The organism is Ralstonia sp. OTU4908 (assembly GCF_038440115.1).
Classification (GTDB): Bacteria; Pseudomonadota; Gammaproteobacteria; order Burkholderiales; family Burkholderiaceae; genus Ralstonia; species Ralstonia pickettii.
The window spans coordinates 224,521-246,239 of record NZ_JASATD010000002.1; the positions used below are offsets into that span (position 1 = coordinate 224,521).

At 63.1% G+C, this 21,719-nt stretch carries 21 protein-coding genes; 9 read left to right on the forward strand and 12 right to left on the reverse strand.

Going from position 1 to position 21,719, the window contains the following annotated elements:
* Positions 1–18: 18 nt before the first annotated feature.
* The 3 genes from plsX to AAHM38_RS02925 all read right to left on the reverse strand — a co-directional run bounded on the left by plsX (position 19) and on the right by AAHM38_RS02925 (position 2,102).
* Positions 19–1,080, reverse strand: a complete 1,062-nt coding sequence (gene plsX / locus AAHM38_RS02915) for a phosphate acyltransferase PlsX (protein ID WP_027677761.1) — start codon at positions 1,078–1,080, stop codon at positions 19–21.
* Between the two features lie 190 nt (positions 1,081–1,270).
* Positions 1,271–1,450 carry a 50S ribosomal protein L32 gene (gene rpmF, locus AAHM38_RS02920; protein ID WP_009238536.1) on the reverse strand — a complete coding sequence of 60 codons (180 nt, stop codon included), beginning with the start codon at positions 1,448–1,450 and terminating at the stop codon, positions 1,271–1,273.
* A gap of 115 nt (positions 1,451–1,565) precedes the next feature.
* Positions 1,566–2,102 carry a YceD family protein gene (locus AAHM38_RS02925; RefSeq protein ID WP_009238537.1) on the reverse strand — a complete coding sequence of 179 codons (537 nt, stop codon included), beginning with the start codon at positions 2,100–2,102 and terminating at the stop codon, positions 1,566–1,568.
* Between the two features lie 194 nt (positions 2,103–2,296).
* On the opposite strand from AAHM38_RS02925, the gene AAHM38_RS02930 reads away from it, so the two are divergent.
* Positions 2,297–2,893 (forward strand): Maf-like protein, encoded by a 597-nt coding sequence (locus tag AAHM38_RS02930; protein WP_012761645.1) that lies wholly within the window; start codon positions 2,297–2,299, stop codon positions 2,891–2,893.
* Between the two features lie 3 nt (positions 2,894–2,896).
* Entirely contained in the window at positions 2,897–3,628 is a 732-nt protein-coding gene (locus AAHM38_RS02935) for an SAM-dependent methyltransferase (protein WP_012761644.1), read from the forward strand.
* 16 nt (positions 3,629–3,644) lie between these two features.
* On the opposite strand, the gene AAHM38_RS02940 is transcribed toward AAHM38_RS02935, so the two are convergent.
* From AAHM38_RS02940 to AAHM38_RS02955, 4 genes are read right to left on the reverse strand one after another with little or no spacing between them, the layout of a single operon-like run.
* Complete coding sequence (locus AAHM38_RS02940) at positions 3,645–4,739, reverse strand: S49 family peptidase (protein WP_116574787.1); 1,095 nt, start codon at positions 4,737–4,739, stop codon at positions 3,645–3,647.
* 38 nt (positions 4,740–4,777) lie between these two features.
* Positions 4,778–5,179, reverse strand: a complete 402-nt coding sequence (locus tag AAHM38_RS02945) for a Rieske (2Fe-2S) protein (RefSeq protein WP_116574786.1) — start codon at positions 5,177–5,179, stop codon at positions 4,778–4,780.
* The gene (locus tag AAHM38_RS02950) at positions 5,172–5,831 is read right to left on the reverse strand and encodes an HAD-IA family hydrolase (RefSeq protein ID WP_012761642.1); all 660 of its coding nucleotides are present in this window, start codon (positions 5,829–5,831) and stop codon (positions 5,172–5,174) included. The genes AAHM38_RS02945 and AAHM38_RS02950 overlap by 8 nt, the downstream gene beginning before the upstream one ends.
* The gene (locus AAHM38_RS02955; protein ID WP_012761641.1) at positions 5,812–6,846 is read right to left on the reverse strand and encodes an RluA family pseudouridine synthase; all 1,035 of its coding nucleotides are present in this window, start codon (positions 6,844–6,846) and stop codon (positions 5,812–5,814) included. Before AAHM38_RS02955 ends, AAHM38_RS02950 begins: the two co-directional genes overlap by 20 nt.
* Before the next feature lie 739 nt (positions 6,847–7,585).
* On the opposite strand from AAHM38_RS02955, the gene AAHM38_RS02960 reads away from it, so the two are divergent.
* From AAHM38_RS02960 to AAHM38_RS02980, 5 genes are all read left to right on the forward strand, one after another.
* Complete coding sequence (locus tag AAHM38_RS02960; RefSeq protein ID WP_012761640.1) at positions 7,586–10,612, forward strand: Rne/Rng family ribonuclease; 3,027 nt, start codon at positions 7,586–7,588, stop codon at positions 10,610–10,612.
* 183 nt (positions 10,613–10,795) lie between these two features.
* A complete protein-coding gene (gene moaA, locus AAHM38_RS02965) occupies positions 10,796–11,917 on the forward strand; it encodes a GTP 3',8-cyclase MoaA (protein ID WP_116574785.1) in 1,122 nt (373 codons plus the stop codon).
* A gap of 20 nt (positions 11,918–11,937) precedes the next feature.
* Complete coding sequence (mobA, locus tag AAHM38_RS02970; RefSeq protein ID WP_012761638.1) at positions 11,938–12,552, forward strand: molybdenum cofactor guanylyltransferase MobA; 615 nt, start codon at positions 11,938–11,940, stop codon at positions 12,550–12,552.
* A 32-nt stretch (positions 12,553–12,584) separates the two neighbouring features.
* Positions 12,585–13,865, forward strand: coding sequence for a molybdopterin molybdotransferase MoeA (moeA, locus tag AAHM38_RS02975; protein ID WP_012761637.1), 1,281 nt, complete (start codon positions 12,585–12,587; stop codon positions 13,863–13,865).
* Positions 13,866–14,016: 151 nt separating this feature from the next.
* On the forward strand, positions 14,017–14,295 hold the full coding sequence (locus AAHM38_RS02980) for a hypothetical protein (RefSeq protein WP_004635681.1): 279 nt from the start codon (positions 14,017–14,019) through the stop codon (positions 14,293–14,295).
* Positions 14,296–14,379: 84 nt separating this feature from the next.
* On the opposite strand, the gene rmuC is transcribed toward AAHM38_RS02980, so the two are convergent.
* The 5 genes from rmuC to pncB form a co-directional block, all read right to left on the reverse strand.
* Entirely contained in the window at positions 14,380–15,852 is a 1,473-nt protein-coding gene (rmuC, locus tag AAHM38_RS02985) for a DNA recombination protein RmuC (RefSeq protein WP_012761636.1), read from the reverse strand.
* A gap of 12 nt (positions 15,853–15,864) precedes the next feature.
* Positions 15,865–16,866, reverse strand: coding sequence for a 2-hydroxyacid dehydrogenase (locus tag AAHM38_RS02990; protein WP_116574784.1), 1,002 nt, complete (start codon positions 16,864–16,866; stop codon positions 15,865–15,867).
* A gap of 19 nt (positions 16,867–16,885) precedes the next feature.
* On the reverse strand, positions 16,886–18,295 hold the full coding sequence (locus AAHM38_RS02995; protein ID WP_116574783.1) for a sodium:proton antiporter: 1,410 nt from the start codon (positions 18,293–18,295) through the stop codon (positions 16,886–16,888).
* Positions 18,296–18,434: 139 nt separating this feature from the next.
* Complete coding sequence (locus AAHM38_RS03000) at positions 18,435–19,154, reverse strand: LutC/YkgG family protein (RefSeq protein WP_012435214.1); 720 nt, start codon at positions 19,152–19,154, stop codon at positions 18,435–18,437.
* 89 nt (positions 19,155–19,243) lie between these two features.
* Positions 19,244–20,413: a nicotinate phosphoribosyltransferase gene (gene pncB, locus AAHM38_RS03005; protein WP_116574782.1), complete on the reverse strand. Its 1,170-nt coding sequence runs from the start codon at positions 20,411–20,413 to the stop codon at positions 19,244–19,246.
* Here pncB and AAHM38_RS03010 point away from each other — a divergent pair.
* Positions 20,406–20,678 carry a hypothetical protein gene (locus tag AAHM38_RS03010; RefSeq protein WP_165835765.1) on the forward strand — a complete coding sequence of 91 codons (273 nt, stop codon included), beginning with the start codon at positions 20,406–20,408 and terminating at the stop codon, positions 20,676–20,678. The genes pncB and AAHM38_RS03010 overlap by 8 nt on opposite strands.
* A protein-coding gene (gene prfB / locus AAHM38_RS03015; RefSeq protein ID WP_012435212.1) for a peptide chain release factor 2 occupies positions 20,595–21,699 on the forward strand; the annotation gives its coding sequence in 2 pieces (ribosomal slippage) (positions 20,595–20,675 and positions 20,677–21,699; 1,104 coding nt in all). Before AAHM38_RS03010 ends, prfB begins: the two co-directional genes overlap by 84 nt.
* Positions 21,700–21,719 lie beyond the last annotated feature (20 nt).

Here is a 21,719-nt window from a genome sequence, read left to right on the forward strand (position 1 = left end):
GACTCGGGGGCGACGCGTTCAAGCAGCGTCGGCGGCCGGAGCGGAAGTGGAGACCGGCGCAGCGCCCGCTGCGTCATGGTGCGATTCGAATGCCTGCGCAATGCGGGCGATCACGCCGTTGGCCGCGGCGTCGTAGGCACGCTTGATGGCCCATTCGAACGCGTAGGCATCGGCCGAGCCGTGGCTCTTGATGACCAGACCACGCAGACCGAGCAGCGCGGCGCCATTGTAGCGCCGATGATCGACACGCCGTTTGAAACGCGTCAACACCGGCAGCGCCACAACGGCGAGCAACTTGGTGAACCACGAGCGGCTGAATTCCTGGCGCAGCATCTCGCCGATCATCTTGGCCAGGCCTTCGGTGCTCTTGAGCGCCACGTTACCGACAAAACCATCGCAGACAACGATGTCCGTCGTGCCCTTGAAGATGTCGTTGCCTTCAACGTTGCCGAAGAAATTGAGATCGGAGGCGCGCAGCAGCTCACCGGCCTGCTTAACGACCTCGTTGCCCTTGATGACTTCTTCGCCGATGTTGAGGAGGCCGACCGTCGGACGCGGCTTCTGCTCGACCACCGACACCATCGCCGAGGCCATCTGCGCAAATTGCAGCAGATGCTCGGGCTCGCAGTCGGCGTTCGCACCGAGATCCAGCACGGTCGTGCCGGCACCTTTCTCGTTCGGGATGGCGGTGGCAATCGCCGGGCGATCAATGCCGTCCAGCGTCTTGAGAACGTAACGCGACACGGCCATCAACGCGCCGGTGTTGCCGGCGGAAACGCACGCCTGAGCGGCGCCTTCCTTGAGTTGATTGATGGCCACGCGCATTGAAGAATCTTTCTTCTTGCGCAGTGCGACCTCGACCGGATCGTCCATCGACACCACCTCGGAGGCGGGGACGACGTGGACGCGCGGGTTCGCGGTGGCGTGAAGTCGCTTGAGCTGCGCCGCGATAGCATCGGGCTGCCCGACGAGCAGCATTTCGACGTCTTCGTGTGCGGCGAGAAAATGGATCGCTGCAGGGATTGTCACGCCAACGCCGTGATCGCCACCCATGCAGTCGATGGCAAGCTTGATGGTCATGCGAGTCTGAGTTGCGGTTTCACGTGCGGCTCCGGCCGTTGGCGCGCGTATGGTACACAAACCCGTACACGCATTGCCGAATTTCGCTCAACAAAAAAGCGGCAAATTGGCTTGCCGCTTTTTTGCTTGCATCATGAACCTGTGCGTTCAGACCAACCCAACACGCTTGCCAGAAAACTGGCAAATCGCATCAGTCGTTCTTGGTCTTCACGACCTTGCGACCACGATAGTAGCCATTCGGGCTCACGTGGTGACGCAAGTGCACTTCGCCGGTGGTCGGCTCGACAGCGATCGGGGCCGCCGTCAGGAAATCGTGCGAACGATGCATGCCGCGCTTGGACGGCGACTTCTTGTTTTGTTGAACAGCCATGACTGACTCCTAAGCAATTTGATCGATTTTATCACATCACACGGAGCCGGAGCGTAGCCATTCCGGTAGGCGTGTGAAACGTACTTCCATCAGCGCGCGCAATACTCGCGCACGCCTAATGTTTGGTCTTCAGGTTGGCCAGCACCGCGAACGGCGACGGCTTCTTTTCGGCTTCAGCCTCTTCCGGCAACACCTCATCCGGGCAGACGGCATGACGCGGCGACACCGGTAGCGCCAGCAACAGCTCGTCTTCGATCTGCGTGATCAGATCAAAGTGGCGCGAGCCGACGATGACGTCAGCCTCGTCGTCATCCAGCGGGGCGGCATCTGCCTCGGCTTCCGAACGCATGACTTCCAGGCGCGTGCGCACCGGGAGCGGCTGCTCGTAAGCTTTGAGGCATCGCTGGCATTGCAGCCAGACTGCACCCTCCACTTCAAGATCCACGAAGAGACGCTGACGCGGCAACTGGCCCGCGGTAGCCTCCTCGCGCACCAGACCCTGCAAGTGCCAACTGAACGGCGTGTTGGCGTCAGCGGGGGCATCGGCGGCTTGCTCGGCCAGCAGGCGAGGCATCTCGGTCAGAGAGACCGTACCGCTTGCTGGCTCACCCGCGCGAATGAACGCGAAAAGATCGAATGTACGAAAATCCACGAATCGAACCTGTCGAACGCGTTGCTGTTGGTGCGCAAACCGGATCAACTGCCTGCAGCACCGCCTGACACCTTGCGCCTGGGCGCCCGGTTTGCGACACTGCGCGGCCAATCCGCGAAGCCCGAGATTATAGCGGGCAGAAACCTCTGGCGTCAAAAGGTTTTGCTCAAAATCCACTGCATCTTCAAGCACTTATGACTTCTGCATCGCGTCCGCCGCTCATTCTGGCCTCCAGCTCACCATATCGGAGGGAATTGCTCGAACGCCTGCGCCTGCCGTTTGAGATCGTGGTGCCGAACATTGATGAGACGCCCGCCCCGGACGAGTCACCGGACCAGACCGCTCTGCGCCTGGCTCGGCAGAAGGCAGAGAAGGTCGCAGCAGACTATCCGGGCGCGCTGGTCATCGGCTCCGATCAGGTCGCGACGCTTGATGGCAAGCAGGTCGGCAAACCGGGTGACCACGCCCGCGCACTGGCGCAATTGCACTGGATGCGTGGGCGAACCGTCACATTTCATTCAGCGTTGTGCCTATACGACGGCCGGACCGGGCAACACCAGAGCGAGGACATCCGCACGCTGGCGACCTTCCGGGATCTTTCCGATGAGGAGTTGGACGCCTACTTGCATTTAGAACACCCGTACGACGTTGCCGGGAGCGCCAAGTCGGAAGGCCTCGGCATCGCCCTGCTCGAACGCGTGGAGTCGTCGGACCCGACCGCGCTGGTGGGTCTGCCGCTGATCGCGCTGACCAGCATGCTGCGCAACGTTCACTACCCCCTCTTCGCCTGAACCATGGCCGGTACGCTTTATCTCATCCCGAATACGCTAGGCACGCGCGATGCGGCCGACCCGCTGCCTGACGTGATTCCTGCCGGCGTGCAGCAGATCACTGCGCGCCTCGATTACTTTGTCGCCGAGCACGCCAAGACCGCACGCGCGTTGCTGAAAAAGCTGGCCGAGACCACGCCGCTGGCACGTCCACTGCAGGAAATCACCATCCGCGAGCTGAACGTCAAAACGCCTGAATCGGAACTGGAAGCACTGTTGGCGCCGGTGGTCGCGGGCCAGGACGCGGGGCTGATGTCGGAAGCCGGCGTGCCGGCGGTGGCCGATCCGGGCGCGAATCTCGTGCGCCTCGCGCACCGACGCGGCGTGCGCGTCAAGCCGCTAGTGGGACCGAGTTCGATTCTGCTGGCGGTGATGGCGTCCGGCCTGAACGGCCAGAGTTTTGCGTTCACCGGCTACCTGCCGGTCGATGCAGCCGAGCGCAAGACCAAGCTGCGCGCACTGGAACAGCTCTCGCGCTCAGCCGCCCAAACGCAGGTTTTCATTGAAACGCCTTACCGCAATGGCGCGTTGCTTGAAGCCATTCAGGCCGGCTGCGCGCCGAGTACGCTGCTGTCGATTGCAGTGGACCTGACACTGCCCAGCGAGCAGGTTGTCACGTTGCCCGTGAGCGACTGGCGCGCCGACCGCATGAACCTGCATAAGCGGCCGGCAATCTTCTCGCTGCTGGCGCGATAGCGCACCTCTTCCCCTTCTACTCCTTCATCAGCAGCTTGAGCTGGCCCGTAGTGGCCAGCGCCTTGACTGCGCCCGCTCCCATCGCCGTGCCGAGCTTGCGCGCCACGCGCGAGGCGAAGTTTTCCTTGACGGTGTAGTCCACCACGTCCGGCGCCTTGATGACGCTGCGAGCGACGAAATCCGAGCTACCGATCGCGTCGGCCAAACCCAGATCGACGGCCTTGGCGCCCGTCCAGAACAGGCCGGTGAATAGCGTGGGATCATCCTTCAGTCGGTTGCCGCGCCCCTGCTTAACCACGTCGATGAACTGCTGGTGCACCTGGTCCAGCATCTCTTGCGCGTATTGCTTCTGTTGCGGAGACACGGGCGAAAACGGATCGAGCATTCCCTTGTTCGAACCGGCGGTGAGCAGGCGGCGCTCCACGCCCACTTTGTCCATCAGACCAGTAAAGCCGAAGCCGTCCATCAGCACGCCGATCGAACCGACGATGCTGGCCTTGTCGACGTAAATCTTGTCAGCAGCGGCAGCCACGTAGTAACCGCCTGACGCACACATTTCTTCTACAACGACGTATAGCGGAATCTTCTTGTACTTGGCGCGAAGACGGCGGATTTCATCGTTGATCATGCCCGCCTGCACCGGCGAGCCGCCCGGCGAATTGATCTTCAGGATCACACCGACGGTGTTGTCATCTGCAAACGCGGCCTGCAAGGATGCGTTGATGTTTTCGGCGCTGGCGTTTGTGTTGGCCGCAATTTCACCCTCGAGCGTGACAATCGCTGTGTGGCGGCCCGTGCTGACGGTTTCGCCCTCCAAGCTGGCGAACGCATAAATAAGCACTCCGATCAGGCCCAGCGCCACGAAGCGGAAAAAGATGCGCCAGCGGCGCGCGGCGCGCTGCTCACGGACCGTTGCCATCAGGACTTTTTCGAGTACCTCACGCTCCCAGCCGCCGGCCGGCGCAGAGGCTGCCGATGCCGATGCGGGCGGGTTACGCAATTCGGCTTCAAGCGGATGATCCGCATGCTGTGCGACTTCCAGCGCTTCTGGTTTGCCTGCACCCTCGTTGGGGGCGTCGTCGGGCCCTTTCGGCGGAATCGAGTCAGTCATAGACAAGGAGAAAACGATCGAGAAGGAAAACTGCGCTACTAGGCAGAAGGTGTTGGTTCGGGCGCGGACACGGGCGCTCGGAATAGCGCATCCGGCTGCCACCAGACTGCACCGTCGCGCTCGGCAACCTCAAGCTTGGACAAATGCGAACCCCGGCAAGGCCCGCCGACGCACCGGCCAGTATCCGGCTCGTAAATGGCACCATGCGTCGCGCACATCAGATACAGACCAGAGCTTTCGAAAAACTGGCCTTCCTGCCAGTCCATTTCCATCGGCACGTGTGCGCACTGGTTCAGATAACCATGAGCCTCGCCGGCGTAGCGGACGACGAACGCGCTGACGAGCCGACCGCGCACGTCCACCTGAAACCGGACACCTAAGCCGCCATCTTCCAACGCTGCGCTTTCACATACACGAACGGGCTCGTCCATCTCAGGCATGTTGCGTCAGCCAATTGTGTAAATCCGGAACCGACTTGGCGCTATACAACGGCGTAAGCGAATCCAGCACATCGGCAGGATGCGCGCCGTATGTGACGGCCACGCCGGCGGCGCCAGCATTGGCGGCCATTTGCAGATCGTGCGTCGTGTCGCCGATCATCACCGTGCGCTCGACCTCCATGCCGAGATCGCGCGTGAGTTCGAGCAGCATGGCGGGGTGCGGCTTAGAGAACGTCTCATCGGCGCAACGGGTGTTGTCGAACACGCCCGTCAGATTTGTCGCCTCCATTGCACGTTGCAGGCCCACGCGGGACTTGCCCGTCGCCACAGCCAGCAGATAGTTCTGGCGGCGCAGTGCTTCCAGCATTTCTCGCACGCCCGGAAACAGGACGAGATGCGCATCACGGCTGAGGTAATGGAAACGATACCGGTCCGCCAGCTTGCCGTAGTCGGCGGGATCAAGCGTCGGGACGGCGTATTCGAGCGCATCCCGCAGGCCCAGGCCAATCACGTGGCTCGCCCGTGCATCGTCGGGCACCGGCAGGTCAAGATCCCGGCATGCGAGCTGGATCGACCGGGTGATGGCCGTCGTCGAATCCATCAACGTGCCATCCCAATCGAAGACGATCAGATCAAAGCGCTGCTGCGGCATCGGAATCGGGGCCCTGGAAAGCGTTGAGGAAATCGGTACATTCGGCGGGCAACGGAGCGTTGAACGTGACGACTTCACCGCTATGCGGATGCGTCAGTTGTAGGCGATGCGCATGCAAGAACATCCGCGCCAGTCGCGGCGAGGCATTCGCGCGGGATAGCGCCTTGTTCAGGGCAAAGTCGCCGTACTTGTCGTCGCCCAGGATCGGAAAACCGGCGTGCGCCAGATGCACCCGAATCTGGTGCGTGCGCCCCGTCTTCAGTTCGGCCTCCAGCAACGTGTATGGGCCAAACACACCGACCTTGTTGAAGATCGTGTGCGACGCCTGCCCATCGGCCTGCACGCGTACGCGGCGCTCGCCCTCCGGTGTAGTGTATTTATACAGTGGCGATTTGATGTGTTGTCGCTTGTGCGGCCAGACGCCCTTCACCGCCGCAAAGTACCGCTTGTCCAACTGGCCTTCGCGGATCTGCTCGTGCAGCGCCACCAGTGCAGAACGTTTTTTGGCAAGCAGCAGCACGCCAGACGTTTCGCGGTCAAGGCGGTGCACCAGTTCCAGGAACTTGGCGTCCGGGCGCGACTGACGCAATTGTTCAATCACCCCGAAGGCCACCCCGGAGCCGCCGTGCACGGCCACCCCGGCGGGCTTGTCGATCACCAAAAGATGCGTATCTTCGTGAAGGATCGCGAATTCTGCCGCCGGCACAGGGCGGGCCGCTTCCACCTGCTGGGCAATCCGCAGCGGCGGAATACGAACCAGATCGCCGAGTTTCAGACGGTATTCCGCGTCGATGCGGCCTTTGTTGACTCGCACCTCGCCGGAGCGCAGGATGCGGTAGATATGGCTTTTAGGCACGCCCTTGGCCACGCGCATCAGAAAATTGTCGATGCGCTGCCCTTCGGCTTCTTCACCGATTTCGACATAGGCGACTGACTTGCCGTCGAGTGCGTCGCCGAGTGTGCCACGTCCGGCCTGTTGAATGCGGCCATCAAATGGATGGCGTAACTCATTCATTTTCAATATAATTTTCTCGCTGGACAGTCGTTTATGTGCCAGCAACAGCCGGTCGGAACGAAACAGCAGGTATTGTACACAGCCACCGTTTCGGTCCGGAACGTGCCGATCTCTTGCCCACTTGTGTTACAAAGCTAATTACGTGGCCGACTTCGGCACGAAAGCAGCACGCACCGCTGTCCCATCGCGCAAGACGTGAACCAAAGATCACGTCGGCAACGTCGGCCAGCGTAGAACGAGCAGCTGGTAGAACAGAATTCAAAGGCGGGCGCCACATGGTCATCCATACGGCGCCCGCTTGGTGAAAGAAGCCCTTGCCGCACCAGACTGGTGCCGGCCGGCTGAACATCCGGTTACCGCGTTGCCATGGCGGTCCGGCGGCAAAACTCTAAAAAGCAGCACGCCGCCCGATTTGCCCCGCCGCGGGTTTCGTCCGGACAGGCCGTCCGTCAATTCGCTCTTTGTGGTCGCTTCACGCGACTCGCCGCCGCCGGCCCGCCTGCAGATGCAACGGGCCCGCGGCACGAGTGACAGGACGCGCAACTGGACGCCAACGGCATCCGCGGTCTCCGCCCTGCCATCCATGATGACGCGTGGAATGCCCTCATTTCTTTCGCCCGTGCCCCGTCGCGCCTTCCTTGTTTTGTTGGCCGGCACCTCGGCAATTCGTTGACCACCCGCTCCGCCTTTGCGTGCTCCATGAAGCGCCGTGCTTGCACGGCATTGGAGTGAGGTTGCAATGAAACGCATGTTGTTCAATGCGACGCAGCAAGAAGAATTGCGCGTCGCCATTGTCGATGGTCAGAAACTCATCGACATCGACATCGAAACCGCCGGGCGCGAACAGCGCAAAGGCAATATCTACAAGGGTGTCATCACCCGCATCGAACCGTCGCTGGAAGCGTGCTTCGTCAATTACGGCGAAGAGCGACACGGTTTTCTCCCCTTCAAGGAAGTCGCCCGCGCCTATTTCAAGGACGGTGTGGACGTGCGCAATGCGCGCATCCAGGATGCGCTGCGCGAAGGCCAGGAGCTGATCGTCCAGGTCGAGAAGGAAGAGCGCGGCAACAAGGGCGCTGCCCTGACCACCTTCATCTCGTTGGCTGGCCGCTACCTGGTTTTGATGCCGAACAACCCGCGGGGCGGCGGCGTGTCGCGCCGCATCGAGGGCGAAGACCGCCAGGAACTGCGCGAAACCATGGCGCAGCTGGAAGTGCCGGACGGCATGAGCATCATCGCCCGCACCGCCGGCATCGGCCGCTCGGCTGAAGAGCTGCAGTGGGACTTGAACTACCTGATGCAGCTGTGGAAAGCCGTTGACGGCGCTGCTGTCGACAACAAGGCCCCGCTGCTGATTTATCTCGAATCCAGCCTGGTGATCCGGGCGATTCGCGATTACTTCCAGCCGGATATCGGCGAAATCCTGATCGATACGGACGATATCTACGATCAGGCCCGCGCTTTCATGAGCGTGGTAATGCCCGACAACATGAATCGGGTGAAGAAGTACCGCGACGACGTTCCCCTGTTCTCGCGCTTCCAGATCGAACACCAGATTGAATCGGCGTACTCGCGCATGGTCATGCTGCCCTCGGGCGGCGCAATTGTGATCGACCACACCGAGGCGCTCGTCGCCATTGACGTGAACTCGGCGCGCGCCACCAAGGGCGCCGATATCGAGGAAACCGCCGCGCGCACCAACCTCGAGGCTGCCGACGAAATCGCCCGCCAGCTCCGCCTGCGTGACCTCGGCGGCCTGATCGTGATCGACTTCATCGACATGGAGTCGAGCAAGGCGCAGAAGGATGTCGAAACCCGCCTGAAAGACGCGCTGCGTCACGACCGCGCCCGGGTGCAAATGGGCAAGATCAGCCGCTTCGGCCTAATGGAGCTGTCGCGCCAGCGCCTGCGTCCGTCGCTGTCGGAAGGCTCGCACGTCACTTGCCCGCGCTGTAACGGCACGGGCCACATTCGCGATACCGAATCGTCTGCCCTGCAGGTGCTGCGCATCATCCAGGAAGAGGCGATGAAGGAAAACACCGCCGCGATCCACTGCCAGGTGCCGGTGGAAGTAGCCGCGTTCCTGCTCAACGAGAAGCGCCCGGACATCAACCTGATCGAGACGCGCTTCAAGGTCAACGTGTTGCTGATCCCGAACAAGCATCTGGAGACGCCGCACTACAAGCTGGAGCGCCTGCGCCACGACGATCCGCGCCTGGACGAAGACAAGGCCAGCTACAAGATGGCCGAAGAGGCTGCCAAGGAACTGGAAGCCGACACGGCTTACAGCACGCGCAAGGAAGCTGCCAAGCCGCGTCAGGAAGCCGCCGTCAAGGGCATCACCCCGGACCAACCGGCACCCGTGTCGGTACCGCGTGCCGAGCGTCCGGCCCGTGCGGAAATTGCTCCGGCACCGCAAGCGCCGACTCCGGCTCCGGTCCCTGCCCAGCGTGGTTTTGTCTCGTGGCTGAAGGCGCTGTTTGGCGCCAAACCGGCCGAGCCGGTAGTGACTGCACCGGTGGAAACGCCGAAGCAACGTGCTGAAGAAGGCAACCGCCAAGGCCGCGGCAATCGCCAGGACCGTGGTGGGCGTGGCCAGCGTGGCGAGCGCCAAGGTCAAGGTCAGAACGGCCGCGATGGCAGCCGCCAGGGCCGTGAGCGCAACGAAGCCCGTGAAGGACAGCAACAAGTCCAGCGCGAAGGTCAACGTGACGGTCAGCGCGGCAACCGCGATCGCAACCGCCAGCCGGCCCAGGTCGAAGGCGCTGTCCGCGAGGCGGCTGAAGCGCGCCAGCCGCAGCAAGGTCAGGAGGTTCGCTCCGAGGGTCAGAACCAGGGTCAAGGCCGCCGGGAGCGCAACCAGGAACGTCGCGAGCGCCAACCGCGTGAGGGCCGAGAAGCCCGCGAGGGCCGGGAGCCGCGTGAGCCACGTGAAAACCGCGAGCCGCGCGAAAACCGTGGCGAGCGCGACCAACAAGCCAAGGAAGCCGCAGCCGTGGCCGCCGAAGCCCTGATCGACCAGACCGCCGCATCGCAAGTGCCGCAACCGCTGCTCGACACCGCTGCTCCGGTAGAAGGCATCGAGGGCGAAGGCGTGACGCCGGGCGCGGAGGGCAACGGTGAAGGTGAAGAGCGCCGGCGCCGTGGGCGCCGTGGCCGCAACCGCTATCGCCGTGACCGCGAGGGCGCGGAAGGCGTCCGTGCGGAAGGTGAAGGTGAAGGCGAAAACGAAGGCGCCGAAAGCGCAGACGAAGCCGTCGCCGTCATGCATGCCGAGCCGGTGCTGCCCGCAACCGTGACGGAACCTGTGCTGACCGCTTCGTTCGCACCGGTCGAAAACCCGGCTCCGGTGGTGCACGAGCCAGTGCATGCCGCGGAAGCCGTGGCACCTGTGTCGGCACTGCCGCAAGTGCAGCCGACAGAGCCCGCGCTCGCGACGGCTGTTGCAGCGCCCGCGCCCGCACCCGCAGCGGCGGCGCCGCAAGAGGCCATCGTGACGGCGTTTGCCGAAGTGCCGGCACCGGTCAGCACGATCGCCCAGGCTTCGCCGCTGCCAATCGAGACGCTGCAAAGCGTGCTCGACAACGCTGGCATGACGTGGGTCCACACCGATAGCCAGAAGCTGCGTGCGTCGCAGGAAGAAGCTGCGCGCACCGTTGCCGCGCCGCGTGTGCCCCGTGAACGCAAGCCGCTGCCGCCGATCCAGCAAGGCCCGATGATCCTGGTCGAAACCAACCGCCCAGCGGCTGGCATGGACCAGCAGTAAGCAGCACACCGGCGGGCAACCGCCGGAGCAAGTGCCTGGGGGCGGCTTCGGCCGCCCTTTTTCCTGTGCGCGATCTATCGAGTATGAAACCCCACCGCTCGCGCGGAACAGGGGCTGCGCTACACTCGAACCTGTATCGAGTGCAACTCTCCCGCTTCGTGGATTGACGCACCGCACCACACCATGACCGAAACCGTCATCCCCCTCTACGATCTGCGTGATGGCCAGCACCATCGCGCCACGGTGCCCGCCGTGCCCCATGTGCTCGTCCCGGCAGAGGGTAGGCTGACGGACACGCGCGGCCGCCGGCTGCACGATCTGCGCATCTCGGTGACAGACCGCTGCAACTTCCGCTGCGTCTACTGCATGCCGAAGGACGTGTTCGACAAGGATTACCGCTTTCTGCGGCATTCCGAGTTGCTGTCGTTCGAAGAGATCGAGCGGATGGCGCGGCTGTTTATCGAGCACGGCGTCGAAAAGATCCGCCTGACCGGCGGCGAGCCGCTGCTGCGCAAAGACATCGAACGTCTGGTCGAAATGCTCGCGCGCCTCACCACCGCCGAAGGCAAGCCGCTAGACCTCACGCTCACGACCAACGGCGCCCTGCTCGCTCGCAAGGCGCAATGCCTGAAAGATGCGGGCCTCAGCCGCGTGACCGTCAGCCTCGACGGCATCGACGATGCGACTTTCCGCCGCATGAACGATGTCGATTTTGCGGTGAGCGAAGTGCTGCACGGCATTGAAGTCGCGCAGAACGCCGGACTGGCGCCGATCAAGGTCAACATGGTCGTCAAGAAAGGCGATAACGATGACCAGATCGTGCCCATGGCGCGTCACTTCCGCGGCAGCGGCATCATCGTGCGTTTTATCGAATACATGGACGTGGGCACGACCAACCATTGGGACATGCGTTCCGTCGTGCCGTCGGCCGAGGTGATCAAGCGTCTTTCGTCGGAGTTTGCGCTGGAGCCGGTGTCGGCCAATTACGGTGGCGAAACGGCCGAGCGCTGGCGCTACGTCGACGGCGCTGGCGAGGTCGGCGTGATCTCGAGCGTGACCCAGGCGTTCTGCCACGATTGCACGCGTGCGCGGTTGTCGACCGAAGGCAAGCTGTATCTCTGCCTGTTCGCCACCGAAGGCTTCGACCTGCGCGCGTTATTGCGCGGCGGCGCGACCGATCTGGAACTCTCCAACGCGATCCGCACGGTCTGGCAAGGCCGCGCCGATCGCTACTCCGAATTGCGTGCCAGCGGCGAGGCCCAGCCAGCCGGCCGGCGCATCGAAATGTCCTACATCGGCGGCTGAATCCGCCAGCGTTCAACCACATGATTCCGACATCCGATATTACCGGCCTGATCCTGGCCGGCGGCCGGGGCAGCCGCATGGGTGGCGTCGACAAAGGCCTGCAGACGTTTCGCGGCGCGCCGATGGCGATGCACACGCTGATGCGCCTGTCACCCCAGGTGGGCCACATGCTGATCAACGCGAATCGCAACTTGGCCGCGTACGAGTCGTTTGGCGTGCCGGTGGTGGCGGATTCGGTGCCGGATTTTGCCGGCCCTTTGGCGGGCATCCTGGCCGGGCTGGAGCAATGTGAGACGCGCTACCTGCTGACTGCGCCTTGCGATTCGCCGTTCGTGCCGACCGACCTGGCAGTCAAGCTCTCGCACGCAATGGATGAGGCCCGCGCGCGCATCGCCATGCCGGTGACGATGGAGCCGGACGAACAAGGTCACCCGCGCCGGCAAGTGCAGCCGGTATTCTGTTTGATCGATGCGCTGCTGGCCGACGACCTGATCGTCTATCTGCAAGGCGGTGGCCGCAAGATCGAAAGCTGGACCGCGCGCCACCCGACGGTGGACGTGTTGTTTGACGACAGTTCCGCCTTCGCCAACATCAACACGCTGGAAGAACTGCACCAGCTGGCCGAGCGCCGCTAGAACGCCAACGCCACCGATCCCTCATCGACGTCATGACCACCCTTGCCTCCGTCGTTTCGTGTCTGTCCGATTACGATCCGAATGCCCTGCCCGTCGCGCAAGCGCAAGCCATCATGCGCGACTTCGTGCAGCCCGTAAGCGGCGTTGCCCGCGTGCCCATCCGCAGTGCGCTCGATCGCGTGCTGGCCGAAGACGTGCTGTCGTCCATCGACGTGCCTTCGCACGACAATTCGGCGATGGACGGTTTCGCCTTCGCCAGTGCAGAACTTGCAGGCCATGCGGGCGAAATCTCCTTGCGCGTGATCGGCACGGCGTATGCGGGTGCCTCCTTTGATGGTGCACCCAGCGCAGGCGAAGCCGTGCGCGTGATGACCGGTGCCGTCATGCCGGCCGGCTGCGACACGGTCATCCCACAGGAATTCACGCGAGGCGATGCCGACACGGTTCGCTTTGCCCGCGATGCCGTGCGCGCAGGCGACAACCGACGTCTGCGTGGAGAAGACCTCGCGCGAGGCAGCGCCGCGCTGTCCGCAGGCCGAACGCTGCGCCCCGCCGACATCGGTCTGCTAGCCTCGCTTGGCATCGCTGAAGTGTCTGTACGCCGCAAGCTGCGCGTGGCGTTTTTCTCCACCGGCGACGAGTTGCGCTCCATTGGTGAGCCGCTCGACGCCGGATGTGTGTATGACTCCAACCGCTACACGCTGCACGGCATGCTTTCGCGCCTGGGTGTTGAACTGCTCGACATGGGCGTCGTGCGCGACGACCCGGCGGCGCTCGAAACCGCCTTCCGCACCGCCGCTGAAAACGCCGATGCGATCATCACTTCGGGTGGTGTCTCCGTCGGTGAAGCAGACTTCACCAAACAGATGATGGCCAAGCTCGGCGACGTAACGTTCTGGAAGATCGCCATGCGCCCGGGCCGGCCGATGGCGTTCGGACGCATCGCGTCAAATGGCCGCAGTGCGTTCCTTTTTGGCTTGCCCGGCAACCCAGTGGCGGTGATGGTGACGTTCTATCACTTCGTGCGCGGTGCGCTGCTGCGCATGATGGGCGCCACCGACGCCGGCGCACCGTTGGTGCCGGCCGTGAGCGCCACCCCGATCCGCAAGCGGCCCGGGCGTACGGAATATCAGCGCGCAATCGCCGCCCTGAACGATCGCGGCCAGCTCGAAGTCCGCCTCACCGGCCAGCAAGGGTCGGGCGTGCTGCGTTCCATGAGCGAAGCAAATTGCTTCGTCGTGCTCGCTCACGAACAGGGTCAGGTCAACGCCGGCGACGCCGTGCAGGTCTTGCTGTTCGACGGCCTCGTCTAGGCGGCGTGGCAACGGCGGCTTTTGTGCCGACAGCAACACCGCATGCTGTCGGTTTTTTGCGTCACCTCCGGGCTGCGGGTATCGGTGCATCAGTCGATTCGCTACACTCTGCGCCAGTTTGATTGTTTCGGATTTGAGCCTGAGCACTGCCATGATGACCAAGGAGATTGCGTATCTTCACCCGGCCCATACCGCCCGCGCGCTGGTACTGGTGTACCTCTGTTTCTCGCTGCCGGTCGTGGGACTGTTCTTCTTCGTGGGCTTCGTCCGCTATGGTGAACTGCCGACGATCGTCGTGCTCAGCGGCCTGATCCTCAACGCCCTGGTCGGTTTTGGTGCGCTGTGGCTGGCCTGCCATGCCTATAACTGGGTTGCCGAGCGCTTTGGCGGCATCGAAATCCTGCTGCGCGACGTGCCGGAAGAAGCCTGATCGCGGCTGTGCGGTTCAAGAAAAAGGGGCGGAAATATCCGCCCCTTTTCTTTTGCTGATGCCGATGACCTATCCGGCCCGGCCTTACTCGGATTCGGTTTCCTCGTCCGGCGACACAGTGGACTCGAGCCCCAGCACGCTCTGCGCAGAATCGCTCGGCAACGCCTCCACCGCCTTGAGCTTGCGGTTCATCTGGCGCGTCCGCACCTCGGCCTGCTCGATATTGCTGACGGCGCGCTCCAGCGTCTTCTTCGTCGCGGCCAGCACGTCGCCAAACTTTCCGAACTCGCTCTTCACGGCACCGAGCACCTGCCAGACTTCGCTGGAGCGCTTCTCCAGCGCCAGCGTTCGGAAGCCCATCTGCAGGCTGTTGAGGATCGCGGTGAGCGTGGTCGGACCCGCCACCGTCACGCGGAACTTGCGCTGCAACTCGTCGGTCAGGCCCGGACGGCGCAGCACTTCAGCGTAGAGTCCCTCGGTAGGAAGGAACAGGATGGCGAAGTCGGTCGTGGCCGGCGGCGCAATGTACTTCTCGTGGATCGTCTGGGCCTCCTTGCGCACCGCGACTTCCAGCTCGCGGCTGGCAGCGGCGGCTGCGTCGGCATCGGCCCGCTCCTGTGCGTCGAGCAGGCGCTCGTACTGCTCTTTCGGGAATTTGGCGTCGATCGGCAGCCAGACCGTTGCATCGTGATCGGCATCGGTCTTACCGGGCAGGCGGATGGCGAACTCCACGCGCGCACCAGTACCGTGCACGGTCTCCACGTTCTTGTCGTATTGCTCGGGCGTGAGCATCTGCTCCAGCAGCATCTCCAGCTGGACTTCGCCCCAGGTGCCGCGCGTCTTCACGTTGGTCAGCACCTTCTTCAGGTCGCCCACGCCCTGCGCCAGCGCCTGCATTTCGCCAAGGCCGCGATGCACCTGCTCCAGCCGGTCCGACACCAGCTTGAACGATTCGCCCAGACGCTGCTCCAGGGTGGCGTGCAGCTTTTCGTCGACCGTGCGGCGCATCTCGTCGAGCTTGGTTGCATTGTTCGCCTCGATGTCCTTGAGCTTCTGCTCCAGCGTGGCACGCACCTCCGCCAGGCGGCGCTCGTTGCCCTCGCCGAGTTGGGCGAGCTGCTGCTGCATCGTCTCGCCAAAGCGGCGCAGCGCGTTGCCCTGCTCGTCGCGCGCCTGCTGGGCTTGCTGCTGCAGGTTCTGACGCACGGCCTCGAGCTGCTGCGTGTTCGTCTCGGTCAGCTTGGTGAGCTGCTGCGCGAACGTGTCGATCTGGTTGTTCTGCAGCGTGGCGACGCTGGTGAGCTGCGTCGCCAGCACCTGCTGGAATTGCCCCAATTGCTGCGTGACGTCGCTGCGGCCGATGCGGGCCGTCTCAGCGATTTCGCCGCGCAGTTCGCGCTCGATGCGTTCATTGCCGCGCGCCAGTTCATCACGCAGTGTCGCGAGCATCGGTGATATATCGCTTCCTGCGGGGCGAGAGACACCACGCCAGATCAATACGCAGAGCACAGCCACCACAGCTACGCCCAGCAACGTCAGTAAAGCCAACCAGTCCATATCAGCGTTCGGTCAGGAGGACGCGCGCTGCGCCAGCGCGTCCGGGTTCAACAAGTTAGGCGGCCGCCCTGCGTGCGGGCCGAAGCCGAGTGCAGCGATCAAGTTGTCGGCGGCCAGGTTGGCCATGCCCAGGCGCGTGCCCAAGGTGGCACTGGCAATGTGCGGTGTGAGCGCGACGTGCTCAGCGTCGAGCAATGCCGGATGTACTTTAGGCTCACCCTCGTACACATCCAGGCCGGCAGCAAAGATGTGCTTGTGCGCCAGCGCCTGTGCCAACGCGGCGTCATCAACGATGCCGCCGCGCGCGAGGTTGACCAGCGTGGCGGTCGGCTTCATCTGTGCCAGCTCGGCCGCGCCGATGGCGTGGTGGCTTTCCTTGGAATACGGCAGCACCAGCACGAGGTGATCTGCCTGTTTCAGCAAATCATCCTTGCTGACATACGTGGCGCGCGTGTCCTGTTCGAGTTCAGGCGAAAGCCGGCTGCGGTTGTGATAGATCACGCGCATCGAGAAGCCGCTCGCGCGCCGCGCCAGCGCCTGGCCGATGCGGCCCATGCCGAGAATGCCCAGGGTGCTGCCGTACACCTCGGCACCAAGGAACATGTCGTAAGTCCAGCGCTTCCATTGTCCCGAACGCAGCCAGCGTTCTGACTCTGAGACGCGGCGTGCGGCGGCCATCAGCAGCGCCCAGCCGAAGTCGGCGGTGGTCTCGGTCAGGATGTCCGGCGTGTTGGTGGCCAGGATGCCTGCACGCGTCATCGCGGCAAGGTCAAAGTTGTTGTAGCCGACGGCCATGTTGCACACTGCGCGCAGCGTCGGCACGCGGCTGATCAACTCGGCGTTGATGGTGTCGGCGGCGTTGGACAGCAGGCCTACGCGGCCTTGCAGCCGCTCGGCTAGCGCTTCGGGCGGATACTCGATGTCCGCCTGGTTGTCGATCACGTCGAAGGTCTCACGCAAGCGCTCAAGCACTTCGGGAAACATCGCGCGGGTGACGAGGATTCCGGGTTTCATACGTTCAGCACACGTTCGGTTAGCGGAAGAAGACGAAGGTCATCAGAACGAAAATCGGCAAGAGAATGCACACGGACCACAGCATGTAGCCAAAGAAGCTGGGCATCTGCAAGCCGCGGCTTTCGGCAATGGCCTTCACCATCAGGTTGGGCGCGTTGCCGATGTAGGTGTTGGCGCCCATGAAGACGGCCGCGGCGGAAATCGCGGCCAGCGTGGAGGCGCCCTCGCTCATCAGCATGGAGGCGTCACCGCCGGCGGTGTTGAAGAACACCAGATACGTCGGCGCATTGTCCAGGAACGACGATAGCAACCCCGTCGCCCAGAAGTACATCGCGTTGTTCGGCTGGCCCGCGCTGTCGTTGACGAGATGGACGATGCCCGCAAACGGGCCGTCCACGCCGGCCTTGAGCATGGCAATCACGGGCCCGATGGTGACGAAGATGCCGGCGAACAGCTTGGCGACTTCCAGGATGGGCTCCCAGTTGAACTCGTTGCCGGCGCGCGCGCTGCCCGGCGTAAGCCACATCGACAGCAGCGCAATCACCACCAGCCCAACATCGCGCACGACGTTCTGCAGCAGCACCTCCGTGCCCATCACGTGGAAGACGATGCCGGGCTTCCACAGCCCGCTCATCAGCACGAGGCCGAGAATGCCCGCCAGCAGCACAAAGTTGACGTTGCCCTCGAAGCGCAGCGGGCCCGCATCATCCGGCGAGGCGTCGGTGATGTTGGGCAGTTCTTCCTTGCCCGTGTGATAGAAATAGCTGTCGATAACGAAGAAGATCGCCAGCAGCAGCACCCACATCGTCAACGTCTGGCGCCACAGATATTGCGCGGTCCAGAAGAAATCCACGCCCTGCAAGAAGCCGAGGAAGAGCGGCGGATCGCCCAGCGGCGTAAGGGCCCCGCCTGCATTGGCCACCAGAAAGATGAAGAACACGACGACGTGCGCTCGATGCCGGCGAGCCTCGTTGGCGCGCAGCAAAGGCCGGATCAGCAGCATCGCGGCGCCGGTCGTGCCCATGATGCTGGCCAGCGCCGTACCAAGCGCGATCAAGCCCGTGTTGAGCTTTGGCGTTCCATGCAGATTGCCGCGAATGCAGATACCGCCTGCAACAACGTACAAAGCGGCGATCAGCGCGATGAAGGGAATGTATTCAGCAAGGGCTGCGTGACTAACGGAAGCGATGGCCGCCTGCGAGCCAAACGCGATCCCGAACGGCACCAGAAGCACCAATGCCCAAGACGCTGCGATCTTGCCGTAATGGTCGTGCCATAGCTTGGGCATCATGAGCGGTGCAATGGCAATCGAGAGCAGGATGCCCGCAAACGGCACACCCCACAACAGGTGCAACTCAGCGCCGCTCACATCAGCAGCGCGCGCCAGGCCACAGACGAACAGGAAGACAAGGGGCCAAAGGCGTTTCACGTAGGCGTTCTCCTAAGCGTGGGCGCACACGGCAAACGCAGCCTCGCCACACGAACAAAGACGCCAGTGTAAACGCCCGAGGTCTGTCGCCCTGAACGTCCTCCGATGTTTGATGAGCGAATGAGCCCTGGACGCTGTCTCAGGCAGTCGACACCACGATCACATGCACCCGATACGGGCCATGTGCGCCGAGCACGATGGTCTGCTCGATATCCCCCGTGCGCGACGGCCCGCTGATGACGTTGGTGGCGCGTGGCAACTCGCCGCGCTCCGCGCGCATCAGCGAATAGGCATCTTCCAGATTGGCGACGATGCGCGACTGCGGAACCACGGCGATATGCGTCTCGGGCAGCAGCGCCGTGGAAGCAACGTTCTCCGGCCCCGACAGCAGCATCAGCGAGCCCGTCTCAGCAATCGCGCAGAAGCAACCCGTGATGCCGACGAGATCGCCGTGCTCCTGATCGGCTTGCGCCTCGCGCACCGGCGGACGGAATTCGATGCCGATGCCGGCAGCGGCCCAGTCCAGTGATTCCAACGTAGTCCAGGCCACGGCCTGCGGCCGGAGGTTCAGCCCAGACAAGTAACGGGCCACCGCGCCCGGCACGTCGGACAGCGCCTCCACGGTATCCAGCGTGGAAGCCATCTTCAGCGCCTGCTCGGCAAAATGCGCGGCAAGGTTTTCCGGCACCGGCGGGCGCGGGCCGGCGGGGTGGCGCGCGAGGTAATCCGCCACGGCATCGCGCTCACCCTGCGTCGGTTTCGCGGGACGATGCTGCGCATTGCGGATGCGCGCAAAGATGGCGTCGCGGGCGCGGCTGGTGTCGAGCGGGTCGACGGGGGTGTCCGGTTGTGATTCCATGGCGGCTCCGAAAGATCGATCGATTATACGAGCCGCTTCCTGCACGATCCGCCCCCGCCGTTGAAACTTATTCGGCGTCGGCGTGAGCCTTATTGCACGCCAAATACCTGCTTCAGGTACGTGAGGTACGCTGGATCGTCGCACATCGTCTTCTCCGGCGCGTCCGACAGTTTGGCCACCGGCTGGCCATTGCAGCGGACCATCTTGATGACGATCTGCAGCGGCGTGTAGCCCAGGTCGTTTGTCAGATTGGTCCCCACGCCAAACGCCAGCTTGCAGCGGCCATGAAAGCGCTCATACAGGCCGATGACCTTCGGCATGTCGAGGCTGTCGGAGAAGATCAACGCCTTGGACTTCGGCTCGGCGCGCATGTCGTCGTAATGCTTGAGCATGCGTTCGCCCCACTCGAACGGGTCGCCGGAATCATGGCGCACGCCGTCGAAGAGCTTGCAGAAGAACATGTCGAAATCGCGCAGGAAGGCGTCGAATCCATAGGTGTCCGACAGCGCGATACCGAGATCGCCGCGGTATTCCTTGGCCCAGGTTTCCAGCGCAAAGGTCTGGGAATCGCGCAGGCGCGGGCCCAGCGCCTGGCAGGCCTGCAGGTATTCATGCGCCATGGTGCCCAACGGCGTCATGCCGTGCTTCATGGCGAAGTACACGTTGCTGGTGCCCGCGTATTGAGCACCAAGCTGCGCACGCGTCTCCAGCAGCACATGCTCGTGCCAGGTATGCGAAAAGCGGCGGCGGGTGCCGTAATCGGCAATGCGGCATTCCTCCAGGCCGGGGCGCTTGAGCGACGCCAGCTTGTCGGTCAGGCGGCGTTTGCCCTCCTCCCACTGCGGGTGCGTCTGCGTGCGGCTGAAGAACACCTCGTTGACGATGGCCAGAACGGGCACCTCGAACATGATCGTGTGCAGCCACGGCCCCGCGATGACGATCTCGATCTGCCCATCGTTGCTGGGTGCCTGACGCACGTCGATGTATTTCTCGTTGAGATGGAACAGCCCGAGAAAATCGACGAAATCGCTCTTGATGAAGCGCATGCCGCGCAGGTAATCGAGTTCCGCATCGGTAAAGCGCAGGGTGCAGAGCTGGCGGATCTCGGCGCGAATCTCCTCAATGAACGGCACCAGATCGACGCCCGCGTTGCGGCACTTGAAGCGGTATTCGACATGCGCGCCGGGAAAGTGATGCAGCACCACCTGCATCATCGTGAATTTGTACAGATCGGTATCGAGCAGCGAGCGGATGATCATCGGACAGCGCCAAAAGCCATGTGGACTGGTCGTCATGCTAACCGAAGCCAGGCGGGACGCCTGTGGCGGTCAGATAAATGCCGGCGCCCCGGCGCGGAAAATGGGCGTTTCGACGGTCAATGCGGGCGAGAAACCCCTTGATTCCGCTATAATTTCTGGTTTCCGACCGGATTTTTGCACCATGGAAGCAGAACGCCTCAATGCCATCCAGAACACGTTGGCCGACCTGAAGTCGCGCGCCGACGACCTTCGGAGGTATCTTTGACTACGACGTCAAATCTGAACGTCTAGTCGAAGTCGACAAGGAACTCGAAAACCCCGAGGTCTGGAACGATCCCAAACGCGCCCAGGAGCTGGGCCGCGAGAAGAAGTCGCTTGAAACCGTCGTGCTGGCGCTGACCAAGCTCGACGAAGATCTCACCGGCGCCGCCGAACTGTTCGAGCTCGCCCGCGAAGAGGGCGACGACGAGACCATCGAAGCCATCGAGGCTGACACCGCAGGCATGCGCGCCATCGTCGAAGACATGGAATTCCGCCGCATGTTCTCTGGCCCGATGGACGCCGCCAACTGCTTTATTGACATCCAGGCCGGCGCTGGCGGCACCGAGGCGTGCGACTGGGCGTCGATGCTGCTGCGCCAGTACCTGAAGTATTGCGAGCGCAAGGGCTTCAAGACCGAAGTCCTGGAAGAATCCGAAGGCGACGTGGCCGGCATCAAGAGCGCGTCGATCAAGGTCGAGGGCGAATACGCGTTTGGCTTCCTGCGCACCGAAACCGGCGTGCACCGTCTGGTGCGCAAATCACCGTTCGACTCGGCGGGTGGCCGTCACACATCGTTCTCGTCGATCTTCGTGTATCCCGAAGTCGATGACTCGATCGAGATCGAGGTCAACCCCGCGGATCTGCGCGTCGATACGTATCGCGCTTCGGGTGCGGGTGGTCAGCACATCAACAAGACTGATTCGGCCGTGCGGATTACGCACATCCCGACCGGCATCGTCGTGCAGTGCCAGAACGACCGCTCGCAGCACCGCAACCGTGCCGAGGCGATGACGATGCTGAAGTCGCGCCTGTATGAGCACGAACTGCGCAAGCGTCAGGCCGCTGCCGACGCGCAGGAAGCCGCCAAGACCGACGTGGGCTGGGGCCATCAAATCCGCTCGTACGTGCTGGACCAGAGCCGCATCAAGGATCTGCGCACCAACGTGGAAATCTCCAACACGCAGAAGGTGCTGGACGGCGACCTTGACCCGTTCATTCAGGCCAGCCTGAAGCAGGGCGTCTGATCCGAGCCAAACCAGAGCGA

What these genes read in the sequence shown, in the direction of transcription:
- plsX (WP_027677761.1), bottom strand. Translation starts at nt 1,080, where the DNA reads ATGACCATCAAGCTTGCCATCGACTGCATGGGTGGCGATCACGGCGTT.
- rpmF (WP_009238536.1), bottom strand. Translation starts at nt 1,450, where the DNA reads ATGGCTGTTCAACAAAACAAGAAGTCGCCGTCCAAGCGCGGCATGCAT.
- AAHM38_RS02930 (WP_012761645.1), top strand. Translation starts at nt 2,297, where the DNA reads ATGACTTCTGCATCGCGTCCGCCGCTCATTCTGGCCTCCAGCTCACCA.
- AAHM38_RS02935 (WP_012761644.1), top strand. Translation starts at nt 2,897, where the DNA reads ATGGCCGGTACGCTTTATCTCATCCCGAATACGCTAGGCACGCGCGAT.
- AAHM38_RS02940 (WP_116574787.1), bottom strand. Translation starts at nt 4,739, where the DNA reads ATGACTGACTCGATTCCGCCGAAAGGGCCCGACGACGCCCCCAACGAG.
- AAHM38_RS02945 (WP_116574786.1), bottom strand. Translation starts at nt 5,179, where the DNA reads ATGCCTGAGATGGACGAGCCCGTTCGTGTATGTGAAAGCGCAGCGTTG.
- AAHM38_RS02950 (WP_012761642.1), bottom strand. Translation starts at nt 5,831, where the DNA reads ATGCCGCAGCAGCGCTTTGATCTGATCGTCTTCGATTGGGATGGCACG.
- AAHM38_RS02955 (WP_012761641.1), bottom strand. Translation starts at nt 6,846, where the DNA reads ATGAATGAGTTACGCCATCCATTTGATGGCCGCATTCAACAGGCCGGA.
- AAHM38_RS02960 (WP_012761640.1), top strand. Translation starts at nt 7,586, where the DNA reads ATGAAACGCATGTTGTTCAATGCGACGCAGCAAGAAGAATTGCGCGTC.
- moaA (WP_116574785.1), top strand. Translation starts at nt 10,796, where the DNA reads ATGACCGAAACCGTCATCCCCCTCTACGATCTGCGTGATGGCCAGCAC.
- mobA (WP_012761638.1), top strand. Translation starts at nt 11,938, where the DNA reads ATGATTCCGACATCCGATATTACCGGCCTGATCCTGGCCGGCGGCCGG.
- moeA (WP_012761637.1), top strand. Translation starts at nt 12,585, where the DNA reads ATGACCACCCTTGCCTCCGTCGTTTCGTGTCTGTCCGATTACGATCCG.
- AAHM38_RS02980 (WP_004635681.1), top strand. Translation starts at nt 14,017, where the DNA reads ATGATGACCAAGGAGATTGCGTATCTTCACCCGGCCCATACCGCCCGC.
- rmuC (WP_012761636.1), bottom strand. Translation starts at nt 15,852, where the DNA reads ATGGACTGGTTGGCTTTACTGACGTTGCTGGGCGTAGCTGTGGTGGCT.
- AAHM38_RS02990 (WP_116574784.1), bottom strand. Translation starts at nt 16,866, where the DNA reads ATGAAACCCGGAATCCTCGTCACCCGCGCGATGTTTCCCGAAGTGCTT.
- AAHM38_RS03000 (WP_012435214.1), bottom strand. Translation starts at nt 19,154, where the DNA reads ATGGAATCACAACCGGACACCCCCGTCGACCCGCTCGACACCAGCCGC.
- AAHM38_RS03010 (WP_165835765.1), top strand. Translation starts at nt 20,406, where the DNA reads ATGATCATCGGACAGCGCCAAAAGCCATGTGGACTGGTCGTCATGCTA.
- pncB (WP_116574782.1), bottom strand. Translation starts at nt 20,413, where the DNA reads ATGATCATCCGCTCGCTGCTCGATACCGATCTGTACAAATTCACGATG.